Genomic DNA, 14,156 nt, shown 5'->3' on the forward strand with positions numbered 1-14,156 from the left:
TTAAAAGGATTGGTAGCGAAAGCGGCCGCATATTCTTGGCATATTGTCAAGTGATAATCTGAAAATTAAAAAAAGACCCACACCACGTATTTGTGATGCAAGTCTTTTCTTAACTTAATGACATTGAGATGGTCACTTCAACAACTTTTTTATACCTATGCCTTTCCCAATGTATATTAGGAAAATCCGGCAGACAAATATGATTTATTTTTTTACTTCTTGCCTTAAACAGCTTTTCTAACCCGTATTGATTACTAGATTTAGCTAGCAAAAAGATTTATCCTTTCATATGCAGTGAAAAATCATTAATGCATCTTTTAACTGCTTCTTCAGTATTTGCAAAGCATATATCCTGATCTTTAAGCTTATTATTACATATTCTAAGGTCCCTATTATTTTCCTTATATCTTTCTGTATCCTTTATTAAAAGTTCCTCTATCCTATATTCTAGCCCCATATTTTCTAAGATCACTTTACCAACTTCGTATGTGCTTAGATTACTTTCACTTCCAGCATTGTATATTCCCTTTGGCAGATTAATAATCTTACCAAAATTACTTATTAGATCATAAACATAGGTTATCCCTCTATATTCATTGGCAGGAAGGGTTATTTGTTCATTCTTTAGTGCAGCTTTTACTAAGTTCCAAATTATATTAGAATTTATCTTAACCTTTCTTTCTGGTAAACTAAACAACCAGGTAAGTCTTAATATAACTGGGTCCTCTAGAGTGCCACATATAGCATTTTCAGCTTCAAGCTTATGTCTACCATAAACTGTGTTTGGTAATACTGTGCAGTCTTCCTTATATGGGCCTGCTTCAACATTGCCATTATAAACTTGGTCAGAACTTAAATATATTAACTTTGTGCCAGCTTTAGCGCAGCCCTTAGCAATATTAACTGTACCCTTAACATTTACAGCATAAGATAATTCAGGATTACTTTCGCATTTGCCTGTATCAGATATTGCTGCAGAGTGAATAAGGTATTTAGGTTTAATATTAATAATTTTTTCTATAGTTTTTTCTTGGTCACAAATATCTAAATCCTTATGATTTAGAGCAATTATGTTATATTTATCTTTATAATATTGAATAAATCTGGACGCAAAAAAACCCTCTGCTCCAGTAATTAGTATTGTATCCATTTATAATCCTCACTTTATCTTGTTATTCCAAATGATTTGTCTATTTGTTACTATCTTAATCTATTACTTTCTAATATGTTATAGAATTCCTAGCTGAGCTGCTAATTTATACATGCTAAATTCATAGCGAGTGATTTTCGAGCAAATATAAATTAAGTTTCGCCACATCAACTCTTTAAAAACCGCACTCTTCATTAACTATATATAGTTTCATTCTATTTTTATCATTTTGCCCTTCTATTATTGATAGGCTATTACACACTCTTTCTTTTGACAGGCAATCAACACATCTATTTAAGGTTACACAGGGAGGGTTGAAACCTGCTCTTTTTGCATTCTGTGGGCAAGCTACATTCTTTACTCTTTTTATAGCCTCATCTAAGGTAGCTACAACCTTATTTTTTCCTACTACAATGATTACATGGTCTGGTCCATAGTTAATTGCAGCTACTCTATTTCCACTATGGTCTACATTAACGATTCTCCCATCAAGAGATATTGCATTGGAACCAGTGATATAGTAATCAGAAAGAAGTGCCTTTTTCTTTAACGACTTACACTGTTCTTTATCCTTCCCAAGCTCTTTGTCGTATACAATATTACCCCTTTTTAATAGAGAATCTGTAATATCCATCTTGCCAAGGGTAGCTGAATGTCCTATTCCAACAGTACCTTCAATAGGTACAGTATTTAATATATATGATTTAACATCCTCTAAGGTTTCAAAATACTGAACTTCTATATTTCTAAGTTTAAAGTTTTCTTTCAATTTATTAATGGTTTCACTATTCATATATATCCTCAATCCACCTTATAATTGATTATAAAATACAATGGTTGTTTACTAGTTTTTATATGAAAATTATAACATTTTATTAAGTGTATTGTATAATGTCTTTTTCCGTTTCCTTAGCCACTTCCATATTAGCTTGTACTATTACTAACTGAACAAAAGTGTTAGATCATTGCTTTATTCCTTCTTCCTATTTCATGTTACTGTCTACCTAAGTAAATTGGATCTCACTTAAGAATTCTATAAATTTCTCTATGACAACAATTAATTAAACAAACCGTCAACTTTTTAAACTTGTATCCACAATTATTTATATACTGGCATCATATGTGTAAACTGTAAAAAACACTCATGGAGGTACTTTTTAATTCATTCAATTAACTTTGTACGTCTGAGGCTTATAAGAATTTATAGATAGTTTAGTTGCAAATATTAATAGACTACTTTGCTAATCACCTCCCAGTGGCCTAATTCAAACATCACAATATTTTATTTATCATTTACTTTAAAATTATTTCTCTTCCAATAAGAAAAAGACTAGATTTTGAAATAAAGATTAATCAAAATTTAGTCTTTTTTTGTTTTTGTGAGTTATTTATTTTATATTCAATTCCTATGATTTTAAGCATTTCAAAATCTTTTGTTTATCTGCTTTTCTACCTATTTTGTATATTCAAGAGGCACAACCACATTTTTATAAATTTAGTAATCGTCTAAGCTCAGTTTAAAAACTATTCTACTATAAAAAAACATTAATTGTTTTCATTTACTTCTTAATATAAATCAAATATGATAAAACACATGTTATGATTAGAAGTAATACAAATACTAGAATATACGTATTTTTATATATTTTTTTAAATCTATAGGCTATAAATAAAGCAATAGAGCCACCAACAAATAAAAATATAGGAAATAAATGTATAAACCTCCTGATAATGTCCCTTAAATCCATTACACTCTTGACCAATAAAAATCAGCGTTATCTCTTTGTTTATATGCATTCCATAGTGTAACACCTGCCGAAATTGCCGCTCCTATAGCTACAAGAACGCCTACAATTGCTCCTACCCCTGTTGGAGCTGTTAATACTCCTACAACTGTTGCACATGCCGCAGTACCAACTGACGCGATTGCTGCAAGTTCATACCCAACTTGACTATCTACTGAATTTTTAAAACCTAATAAGTCACTACTGTTAGAGGATGTCTCATATGTTGAATAATAGCTATTACTTGAGTTCCATATAGCCCAACGTTTATCAGAATAATATAAATAAGCATCATCCCATAAAATACTAAATTCAGAATTTACTAAATAAGTTGAAGCTGCTGAAATAGAGTTACTTTTTAGTTGGTTAAGTTTATTAGCAGAACTTTTAATTTTGTTTTCATCAACTTTTTTATCAGTCAAAGTAACTTTTTTTGTTAACTTATCAGTTTGTTTAACATTGATAGTGTTGTTTTTCTTATCATAAGTCGTTAATGTAATAGCCTTGCTATCCTCAGATTGAACAACTTTAGAATCTTTTGTATCAGATAGAACAGAAACCGTAACTTTCTCGCCATCAACATTCAATGTCTGAACATTAAGTGTTGAAGCTTGTACATTAACATTAACAAATATCATAACTGCCAATATACATAAAAATACTCTTGCAATTGAATTTTTCATTAATTCCCCATCCCTTCGAACAAATTGTTATATATTTGAATTGAATATAGTTATATTTTAACATTAAATTCATAACTTGCAACATATTTCTTTAACTAATTTCCAATTTGTTCTATATATTTACATCGATTCATCAATTTCAATGACATGTGCAATGTTATTGCAATAAAGTTTAAACACGCATCATGTATTCTTGTTAATAAAATCAAGTAGAATCTGATTTCTTTATACATATTTTTTATACTCTACTTCATTAAATTTTGAGGTATCACGAAATAGCATTTTAAGTGGCTGATGCATAACTTTATCTAAAGACTTAAACTTATCATCTGATAAGACTTTTCTATTACTGCATTCATAAGATTTTCAGAGGTATGTTCTGAAACCTTTTTATTTCTATTTAATACTTCAAGCAATTTATCTGAGTAGCTGCTATAAAACAGGTCAAAGACAAAATACATATTGCTATCAATAATCTCAAAGTTATTGTAATCTATGTATCTTATTAACTCGCTAATATTTTTACTTCAATTTACTATAACACTATCAGATACTATAAGGATCATTTTTTCCTCAGCACGGGAAACAGCTAAAGGAGCGTAGTTTTCTTCTCCATTTGTTAATATTATTAATTCATCATCGTAAAACTACTTATTACAAAAATCTATTATCTTAGGATGACATCTATAGTGTTCTTTAAGTAGTGTTTTAGGAACATCTTCATATAGACTTTTACATAGAAGAAAGTAAGCTATTCTTTGAGTAATTATAGGCTTCATTTATTAGTTATCCTTGCAAAATTCACAGTTGATTTTTATTCCTACTATAGATAATCCAGTTCTATCTAATAAAACTAAGAGATACTTCTATTAACTATTAATGTAATAGGATTATCAAATATAGATTCTATTTGGAACTGGTTTATCTATATCTTATCAACTTAATAAAATAAACATCATTTTCCTTCATTTGCAACTCTTTTTCAAAGCTTTTATTTTTTTCTATATAACATTCTTCTTCAAAAACTGGTTGTCCAGAAGCTTTCAGCTTTAATTCTTCTACTTGACACTTATTTAAGTATTTAGGTGAACCCATATTAATGTATTCTGTATAAGCGTCATTGCAGGAATATCCTACCCTAAAAACTTGGACTTTGTATTTTCCTTCTGGTATCCCATCAATACCAATATGCACACACTCACCTTTATTTGAAGGCAAATCTTTAGCAAAATAGATCTCATCGCAAGAATCCTGTTCTGGTTTAGTGTAATCCCATAAGAGCAGCTGTATTCCTGTATCATCCATACAAGCCCAGCTGTCAGCATCATTATTCTCAAGTTCAACATCTCCAAGTTCAGCGAGAAATTTATACGAATAAAATGCTGGCTTCTTGATCCCTTGTAGATTTATAAGCCCAAAGCTACCACTAAATGGAGTATCAGGTGGTCCAGATTCTTCAAATATATCTGTAAAGGTCCAGTAGCACATGGAGTCAACAGTTCCCTCCAAGTTTTTTAGATTATATAGTATACATGGTGCCTGTATATAAGATTCATGTATATAATCTTTGTTATACCAAGATGTATTCCATTCTGAATAATGTATTTCAAGATTTGGTTTAGAAGAGGTTCTTACTTGTTCACATATTCTCTTAACATCGTCTATAATAAAATCCTTGTTTCTACCCAAATATAGTAAGTCTTCACCATTTTCCGAAATAGTCTCTATACCATATGTATGAGTAGACACAAAATCTATTGGAACCTCTTTCTCAGCACAGTAATTAATCATCTCTTTTATCCACCCATTACCCGCCGTAGCTGGTCCTCCAACCCGATACCCTTTGCAGACATCTTTTACAGCCTTTACAGTAACCGCATATAGCTTGAAGTATCCATCAATATTTTCTAGATCATTAAACTGCTTTGTTGGTGAGAAAAAACCAGGGTGATTAGGCTCATTCCATACCTCAAAATACCAAGTAAGGACTTCCTCTCTTCCATATCTCTCTTCAAGATGTATTACAAAGTTACTAACCAGTGAGTACCACTTATCATAATCCTTCGGAGGAGTAATATTAGCATTCCACCAAAAAACAGTTTCCTCACCACTTGCCAAAGCCTTCGGCATGAAACTTAACTCTACAAAAGGCTTAATCCCTTTATCAATAAGACTGTCATACACAACATCCACATACTGCCAGTTGTAATTTGCAGACCCATCAGAATTCTCTTTATATACACCCATTTCATCATGGAAAATCCCATGAAATCTCAAATACTTAAACTTACACGCTTCCTTTACAATATCAAGCTGATCTTGAAAATCTTTTCTAAGCACTTCTCCTGCTCGTCCTGCTCCTACGCATAAAGAAAAATACTTGTTGTGCTTACCCTTTACTTTATTATAATTCAAGTTAATATTTCTCACAGTTACCTCTCCTCCTCATTAATCCTCACTAATCTACCATAACGATTTCACCCAAATTAGTTTAATAAAATTATTTTGTTATAGACTTAATTTCATCTACATTTCGTAGCACTTTTTATTCCATAAGAACATTAAACGCTTACAAATGCCAATTTATTTTTCTTTTATTTTAGAATATGATAATATTTTACCATATTATTCTACGCAATACATATTATCTACGACATGTAAAAAGGTAGTTAAATAGAAATTCTTTAACTACCTTATATACTAATATATTTGATTAATTGCATTTATACTTTAGATTAACTGTATTACATATATATTGGTCTTGGTTTAATAGAAATATAAAATCAAAAAATCACTAAATATTATACATTTATAAAAATCAAATCTATGTTATTAAAAATACTTTTCTAAATCCTCTACTTTTTCTAAATCAAATATATCATTCGCTATTAACTCTATATTTTCTGAAGGTAGATTCTTTATCTTTTCCTCATATTCTTCAGAAAGTTTCTTAAACTTTTTATTTAATAACTTTATGAGAATTTCAGCTTTTCCTTCATCTCTTATCATCTTTCCTATTTCTGTCACACTAAATACCTCCTTAAATCTCTTTTTAGATATTTTATCTCCAAATTTATCAAACAACGCATACAGCAAAGTTAAGCATTTCAGTTTAACTTCACTATCTTGAATTGAGTTTGCTAGTTCTATTCCTTCTAGAGTTCTTTCACTTTTACTAATATTACTACTCATTAATGGAATAAAACTCAGTGTTAATATATCTTCACTTGTTAGCTTTTCATTATTTCTAATTTTATTTTTTAACATTTCAAGCTTTTTATCACCATCTAAATTTTTCATGTAAAAAGCTTCAATGTTATAATTAATACTTCCTGCATCAATATGTATTTCAGCATCTTCAATGTCTGCTGAATATATAACCACTGTCCTTATCTTGCGCTTATCTTTATAAAATAATGAAGCATCGTAATATAAAAACCGCTTAATGTCTTCCTTTTTGTCTGTAGTCTGAAACTCAAAATGAAGATAATTACCATCCGCTGTGTAAAACAAATAGTCTGTATAATTGGTTTTGATATCGACATTTTTTATTTCTGTTTCTGCTGGAGCAACTATCTTTGTATCAATACCAAAGAACTGTACTGCATTATCTTTAAAAAACTCCATAGCCTTTTTAAAGACTGCATCTTCTATTTTATTATAATCCATACTATGCCTTCCTTTCCACTGCTTTATATATGATATTATTTCCAGTAGAAAGAAAAGTATGCGAACAAAAGTTCTTATATTCCTATTCATTAATTTATCTATAACTAATTTTATATTATATATCATTAGCAATAAACTTCATTCAAAGTTTATCCTATTTCTTAAACTATAGGAACATTAGGTGCTTTACATTCAATAATCGCTTGAGGTATAAGAACTTCATTTTTGTCTTACTATTTCCTCAGGTGTTTCCATAACAAGCATTTTCCTTATTGGATCAAATATATACCTCTTTCCATTCCTTAAATAATTTTTACCTAAATAGTATTTAAGAAAATCTATATCTAAAGAATAGTCCATAATCATATCTGTCCTTTTAACAAACTTTATGATGATATAATTTTTCTAATTCAATACCTCCAAAAGCTTATCATAAATCCTCTTCTCTTCCCCACTTTCATTTGTTTTTAACCTCAATATAGGAATATTGTACTTATCTAATATTTCATCCTTCATCCTATCTCTTTCAAGTTGCCTCGGATTATTTGCATGATACTGATATCCATCTACTTCAACCACAAGCACTGGCATTTTGTCTATCTTTCTATAGATTAAGAAATCCGTGTGGGTTAATATATTCATTGCAAATTTATACTCTGCTTCATTTAGCTTTGAGGTATCACGAATAAGCATTTTAAGTGGCTGATGCATAACTTTATCTAAGGACTTAAACTTATCATCTGATAAGACCTTTTCTATTACTGCATTCATTAGATTTTCAGAGGTGTGTTCTGAAACCTTTTTATTTCTATTTAACATTTCAAGTAATTTCTCAGAATAGCTGCTATAAAGCAGGTCAAAAACAGAATATATATTGCTATTAATAATCTCAAAGTTATTGTAATCTATGTATCTTATTAAATCGCTGATATTGTTATTTCCATTTACTATATCACTATCAGATACTATAAGGATCAGTTTATCCTCAGCACGGGAAACAGCTACATTTATAAGATTAGGATCTTCAATAAAATCATTGGATTCATTGGCTACGGTACTTAGTATAATAGTCTTCTTTTCTCTACCTTGGTATTTATGTACAGTATCTATTTCAACATTTTCATCTTCTATTACTTTTTGTAATGCTGCAATTTGATCTCTGTAGGGTGATATTATACCTATGGATTTCTTTGATTTTAGATTTGGAAGTATTTCCTCTAGTATTACATCTATCTGTCTTTGGTTGTAGTTACCCCTTGCATGATTACCTTTAACAGTTTTGTAAACAGCTAAAGGAGCGTCGTTTTCTTCTCCATTTGTCAATATTATTAATTCATCATCATAAAACTTCTTATTACAAAAATCTATTATCTTAGGATGACATCTATAGTGTTCCTTAAGTAAGGTTTTTGGAACATCATCATATAGACTTACAATAGAAGAAAGTAGGCTATGCTTTGAGTAATTATAAGCTTCATTTAAATGATAGTGATTGAAAATATTATTAGTTATAACCTCAATTTCAGATGATACGATATTAGGTAGCTGCTTTAAGTCCCCAACAATAACTGCATTTTTTGCAGAGGAAAAAGCCAGTGCTCCAGTTACTACATCAACCTGAGAAGCTTCATCTATAATCACATAATCAAATAAATAATTCTTAGCTGCAGAGTTTCTTAAGGAATGAGTGGTGCTTAATATCACTGGATATTCATATATAAAGGATTCAAAGTTTTTCCATAGTGCTTCTTCAGAAAAGTTAACTCTACTGTGCTTTTCACCATATTTTTTAGCTAATTTAGCTTTTAATAATCTCATAGACTTTTCACTATAAGCCTTCATTTGTTCTTTAAAACTATAGCTATTAAGCAGAGCTTCTATGGTGCTAATCTCTTTTGTTATTTCTTTAAACCTAAGCTCATAATAAAGCTTTCTGAGATGCTCAACTATATCCTCTTGGCTGTTCTTATAAAACTTGAAGCTGAATATTCCATATTTAAATAGATTCCTAAACTTATATTTAATATCAAAGGCTTGATTATTATCTAATCTAAGATGGTAATCCACCATTAAAGACATAACTAAATTAGAGTTATTATTAAAGAAGGTTTTATAAGACTTTATTGTGCTTTTATTAGTGTTACTATAGCTATTAAAATATTCTATCTCTGTGTTTAGACTCGAAAGTTCTTGCTTAAGTCTAGCAACAGTATTTTGTTTCTCTAGCATTTCTTCCAAAGTCTTTTGAGAAGCTAACAGCTCTCTTTGAATTTCTTCATATTCTTCAGCTTCTACTTTCCACTGACTAAACTCTGGATAATCACTCTGGTGACTTTCAAAAAACTTCTTCCTATTTTCACTTTTTCCTAAATAAGCTGCAATAAAATCAACATCATACTTTTCAAGCTTTTCTAAAACATTAGCTGTGGCAGAATTATTATTAGAAACAACAGCAACAGTTTTATCATTTATAATAGCATTAGCAATAATGTTTAGTATAGTCTGAGTCTTACCTGTTCCTGGAGGCCCCTCTATTACACTTATCTGACTGCTAAGAGCATTTTCAGTTGCAGACTTTTGACTGATATTAAATCCAAAAGGAAATATAACTTGCTGATGTTTTTCTATTTTATTTATCTTCTTAGGATTTAAATAATTAGCAAGAACACTACTTGGGCTAATATTAGTAAGCTTTTCATACTGCTTACTTAAAAAGGTTCTATCTTCATCTAAGGAAACATTTATATAACTCGCCAGCATCTTTAAATATTTAAAACAATCATTTGATAAGTTATCGTTTAAGCAGTTTTCTTCTATAACTATCTGAGATTTATGATATAGCTTATTGAAGCCACTCTTAAAGATTAATCTAAAATAATCTTCGAACTTAAATATCTTTATAATTCCAGTTATGCACTGTTTATTTTCATATATCAATATACGCTCTGGATTTAGCTCCTCAGGCTTTGAAAGCCATCTTACATTGTTATAATTATAGCTATATGCTCTTGAGTTTCCACTGAAAGTAACATCATACTTACCGTTATTATATTTGCAATATGTAATCTTTTCTGTTTTGTCTTCACTTTTTATGAAGATTAGATTTCTTTCTATGTTCAACTTTTTGAGTCTCCTCTTTTAATTTGGAATATGATAACATTTTACCATATTATGAAATATAGTGTTGTTTTTGTTATTTCACATATAAAAAAGCAGCTAAAGATTACTTCTTTAACTGCTTTTAATGCTAACATATTTAACCAACTGTATTATATGTATATTGACCTGGCATAATAAAAGTATAAGATTTGAAAATTGCTTAATCTTATACTCTTATAAAAATCAAATCTATGTTATTAAAAATACTTTTCTAAATCCTCTACTTTTTCTAAATCAAATATATCATTCGCTATTAACTCTATATTTTCTGAAGGTAGATTCTTTATCCTTTCCTCATACTCTTGAGAAAGTTTCTTAAACTTCTTATTTAATAACTTTATGAGAATTTCAGTTTTTCCTTCAGCTTTTCCTTCACTTTTTCCATCATCTCTTATCATCTTTCCTATTTCTGTCACACTAAATACCTCCTTAAATCTCTTTTTAGATATTTTATCTCCAAATTTATCAAACAACGCATACAGCAAAGTTAAGCATTTCAGTTTAACTTCACTATCTTCAATTGAGTTTGCTAGTTCTATTCCTTCTAGAGTTCTTTCACTTTTACTAAGCTTACTACTCATTAATGGAATAAAACTCAGTGTTAATATATCTTCACTCGTTAGCTTTTCGTTATTTCTAATTTTATTTTTTAACATTTCAAGCTTTTCATCACCATTCAAATTTTTCATGTAAAAAGCTTCAATTTTATAATTAACGCTTCCTGCATCAATATGTATTTCAGCATCTTCAATGTCTGCTGAATATATAACCACTGTCCTTATTTTGCGCCTATCTTTATAAAATAATGAAGCATCATAATACAAAAACCGCTTTATATCTTCCTTTTTGTCTGTAGTCTGAAACTCAAAATGAAGATAATTACCATCCACTGTATAAAACAAATAGTCTGTATAATTGGTTTTAATATCAACATTTTTTATTTCTGTTTCCGCAGGTGCAACTATTTTTGTATCAATGCCAAAGAATTCTACTGCATTGTCTTTAAAGAATTCCATAGCCTTCTTGAAGACTGCATCTTCTATTTTATTATAATCCATACTATGCCTTCCTTTCCACTGCTTTATATATGATATTATTTCCAGTAGAAAGAAAAATATACGAACAAAAGTTCGTATACTGCTATTCATTACTTTATTTATAACTAATTTTATATTATATATATCATTAGTAATCAACTTTATTCAAAGTTTATCCTATTTTTTAAGCAAAACTTACTAATAGCATTCCAAGAAATGGCTAATAGTAGTTACCAGCTAAAGCTTCTTCAACACTCCCACAGCCACTCCCAATATACTCATCTGCCCCTCACTAACCTGTATAGGTTCATAACTAGGATTTTCCGGCATTAAAAGTATGGTATCTCCCATCTTAACAAACCTTTTCAATGTAGTATTTCCATCTAAATCCACTGCAGCAATCTCATAATTATTCGCGGTGTTTTGTTGCCTTATAACTACTATATCTCCATTGCATATATTAGCATTTATCATACTGTCACCCTTTACCTTAACCATATAGGTATTATTAGAACTTCCAACCCACTTTTGTGGAAGGTAGAATTCTTCTTCAACAGAGGAATTAATAAGTATTGGATTGCCTGCTGCTATAGAGCTGAAAACATTCATTCTTTTTATCTCATTTTCAGGGAATATATAAGAGTTATCAATTATGATTTCTTTGATACTATTACAGTCTCTTGTAAACTTTGAAGCTTGATTACTCTTTAAATCTACATAAGTATACTCCTCCAAGGATGATGGAAGCATTGAGGTTTGAAAAACTTCTATGTCATCTACTATCTCAAGATTTCTATTGATGATAATTATATCAACTCCATCAGTAGCTATACCATACTGACAGGTTGGTGATGCACTTATATAACTTTTAAGCTGCTCGAGGCAGTTTACAAGTCCAAAACCTTTTCTTTTTACTTCAACAAATATGTATTGAGTCTTAACATTGTTTTTATATACATTAACAGCTACATCAACAAAACCTACCTTAGAAAATAAATTCACTTGATGTTCTATATTTATTAAGTTCAGAGGATATTTGTAGCTTTCCTTTAGCTCGTTTATAACCCATTGTCTTATCTTTTCTTCATATGAATATACATCTTTAACTCTTTCCTTAAAGTTATAGTTTTCCTGTCTTATATGATAAAAGCTTCTCATTAAGGTGTTATCTGAATACTTCAAAAATCTTGGGTCTATATCTAATATGAACTTAGAAGGTATTCCATCACAGGTTAAGTATAGTCTTTCTGTGGCTCTGGTCATACCAACATACATAAGCTTTCTTTCTCTGGATTCAAGAAGATCTTCGTCATCTATTGTTACACTTCTTAGAGGCATATACTTAGAATTAAGTCCTATTATAATGACAACCTTAAACTCTAACCCCTTAATAGAATGCATGGTTAATAGCTTTATTTTGTCATCACCAAATTCATAACCATCGGATTTAGCCATAAGCTTAGTAGGTATTTTCTTATCTTCTAGGAAATTCTTAAACTCACTTACCTGCTCATTTGTCCTTGCTACGACGGCAATATCACCGTAATTATATTTATCCTTAAGCTCTGCTAAAAGCTTTACAACATAGTTTTCTTCCTGTTTTTTATCTTCAAAAACTCTAAACACTGGGTAATACCCCTGTTTATCAAGCAGTGAAGGTTTAACAAAGTTTTCATCTTCAATTATCTGAGTATCCTTTTCTAGTAATGAATAAGCCGCTTCAGCTATTTGTGTTGTGGTTCTATAGTTCTTTGATAAAGAATTACTTCTTCCTTTAACATCAAATCCAACAGATGCAAAGCTTCTTCCCTTTACCAGCCATGACTGAGGATATATACTCTGTGCTGTATCTGCCACAAAGGTTATTGAGGAATATTCTTTGTTATTAATTATATTGTTCAAAAATTCTAACTGAACTCTAGTAAGATCCTGACTTTCATCTACGATTATATGGGCATATTTTTTATAAAAGGATTTCTTAGATTGCTCCAAAGCAAAAAGAGACATGTCATGAAAATCAACTTTATTTTCTGCTCTTAAAGATTTGTTGTAGGCTTCCATAACCTTAAAGATAGCAGCTCTTGATTTAGAATTCTTCTGAAGCTTCTGAGGACCATCTGCCTTTTGAGCAGACATTCTTCCAAGTCTATCCGCTTCTTGATATTCTTCTATATGTAAATACTTGCAAGCCTTAATCCATCCAATCTCCTCCATTATAAAAGGAAGATAATTAGGCTCTAAAAACTTAACCTCCACAGCTTCTTTTTTCACTTCTGCCATGGCTTTTATAATATGATTAACTAGGTTGTTTCTCTTGCCTTCAACCTCTAAGTTTAACTTATTTGATTTACAATACTCCTTAAAATAAGCATACATCAAAGAGTCGATATTCTTTATATCAACCTTTTTATTATCTGACTGAAAAAGAGATAGCTGCTCTTCTTCCCTATCCTTTTGAACCTTTTCATATACATATTTTATATAGCTTATAAGACTCTTATTGTAAGTAACCATAAGTACCTTATCACTGTCATCTATACAATAATGCTCCATCAAAAAAGGTATTCTATTAACTGCCACTGTAGTCTTTCCAGAACCAGCTACACCTCTTATCAAAGAATGTCCTGCTGGCTTACTTTGCACAAGCTTCTTTTGTTCAACATTAAGCTGCATA

10 protein-coding genes are annotated in these 14,156 nt (G+C 30.1%); all 10 read right to left on the reverse strand.

The window, feature by feature from the left end; translation table 11 throughout:
- Window positions 1-277: 277 nt before the first annotated feature.
- Window positions 278-1,150: an SDR family oxidoreductase gene (locus tag JHL18_RS02325; RefSeq protein WP_200266031.1), complete on the reverse strand. Its 873-nt coding sequence runs from the start codon at window positions 1,148-1,150 to the stop codon at window positions 278-280.
- 175 nt (window positions 1,151-1,325) lie between these two features.
- Window positions 1,326-1,943 (reverse strand): lactate utilization protein, encoded by a 618-nt coding sequence (locus JHL18_RS02330; protein ID WP_200266032.1) that lies wholly within the window; start codon window positions 1,941-1,943, stop codon window positions 1,326-1,328.
- 954 nt (window positions 1,944-2,897) lie between these two features.
- Complete coding sequence (locus JHL18_RS02335) at window positions 2,898-3,617, reverse strand: geobacillin-26 family protein (protein WP_200266033.1); 720 nt, start codon at window positions 3,615-3,617, stop codon at window positions 2,898-2,900.
- Window positions 3,618-3,925: 308 nt separating this feature from the next.
- Window positions 3,926-4,078 carry a hypothetical protein gene (locus tag JHL18_RS02340; protein ID WP_200266034.1) on the reverse strand — a complete coding sequence of 51 codons (153 nt, stop codon included), beginning with the start codon at window positions 4,076-4,078 and terminating at the stop codon, window positions 3,926-3,928.
- Window positions 4,079-4,264: 186 nt separating this feature from the next.
- The gene (locus JHL18_RS25765) at window positions 4,265-4,396 is read right to left on the reverse strand and encodes a C-terminal helicase domain-containing protein (protein ID WP_243277764.1); all 132 of its coding nucleotides are present in this window, start codon (window positions 4,394-4,396) and stop codon (window positions 4,265-4,267) included.
- A 142-nt stretch (window positions 4,397-4,538) separates the two neighbouring features.
- Window positions 4,539-6,047, reverse strand: coding sequence for a GH39 family glycosyl hydrolase (locus JHL18_RS02345; protein WP_200266035.1), 1,509 nt, complete (start codon window positions 6,045-6,047; stop codon window positions 4,539-4,541).
- Between the two features lie 402 nt (window positions 6,048-6,449).
- Window positions 6,450-7,286, reverse strand: coding sequence for a DUF4351 domain-containing protein (locus tag JHL18_RS02350; protein ID WP_200266036.1), 837 nt, complete (start codon window positions 7,284-7,286; stop codon window positions 6,450-6,452).
- 405 nt (window positions 7,287-7,691) lie between these two features.
- A complete protein-coding gene (locus JHL18_RS02360; RefSeq protein ID WP_200266038.1) occupies window positions 7,692-10,406 on the reverse strand; it encodes an AAA domain-containing protein in 2,715 nt (904 codons plus the stop codon).
- Window positions 10,407-10,642: 236 nt separating this feature from the next.
- Entirely contained in the window at window positions 10,643-11,503 is an 861-nt protein-coding gene (locus tag JHL18_RS02365; RefSeq protein WP_200266039.1) for a DUF4351 domain-containing protein, read from the reverse strand.
- A gap of 216 nt (window positions 11,504-11,719) precedes the next feature.
- Window positions 11,720-14,155 (reverse strand): transcriptional repressor LexA, encoded by a 2,436-nt coding sequence (gene lexA, locus JHL18_RS02370; RefSeq protein WP_200266040.1) that lies wholly within the window; start codon window positions 14,153-14,155, stop codon window positions 11,720-11,722.
- Window position 14,156 lies beyond the last annotated feature (1 nt).

Origin of the sequence: Clostridium yunnanense (assembly GCF_016595795.1) — a bacterium.
Classification (GTDB): domain Bacteria; phylum Bacillota; class Clostridia; order Clostridiales; family Clostridiaceae; genus Clostridium_AR; species Clostridium_AR yunnanense.

Bases quoted from the DNA above. Each gene is read 5' to 3' on its own strand.
- JHL18_RS02365 (WP_200266039.1), bottom strand. From the start codon at position 11,503: ATGGATTATAATAAAATAGAAGATGCAGTCTTCAAGAAGGCTATGGAA.
- JHL18_RS02340 (WP_200266034.1), bottom strand. From the start codon at position 4,078: ATGTATTTTGTCTTTGACCTGTTTTATAGCAGCTACTCAGATAAATTG.
- JHL18_RS02350 (WP_200266036.1), bottom strand. From the start codon at position 7,286: ATGGATTATAATAAAATAGAAGATGCAGTCTTTAAAAAGGCTATGGAG.
- lexA (WP_200266040.1), bottom strand. From the start codon at position 14,155: ATGCAGCTTAATGTTGAACAAAAGAAGCTTGTGCAAAGTAAGCCAGCA.
- JHL18_RS25765 (WP_243277764.1), bottom strand. From the start codon at position 4,396: ATGAAGCCTATAATTACTCAAAGAATAGCTTACTTTCTTCTATGTAAA.
- JHL18_RS02325 (WP_200266031.1), bottom strand. From the start codon at position 1,150: ATGGATACAATACTAATTACTGGAGCAGAGGGTTTTTTTGCGTCCAGA.
- JHL18_RS02330 (WP_200266032.1), bottom strand. From the start codon at position 1,943: ATGAATAGTGAAACCATTAATAAATTGAAAGAAAACTTTAAACTTAGA.
- JHL18_RS02335 (WP_200266033.1), bottom strand. From the start codon at position 3,617: ATGAAAAATTCAATTGCAAGAGTATTTTTATGTATATTGGCAGTTATG.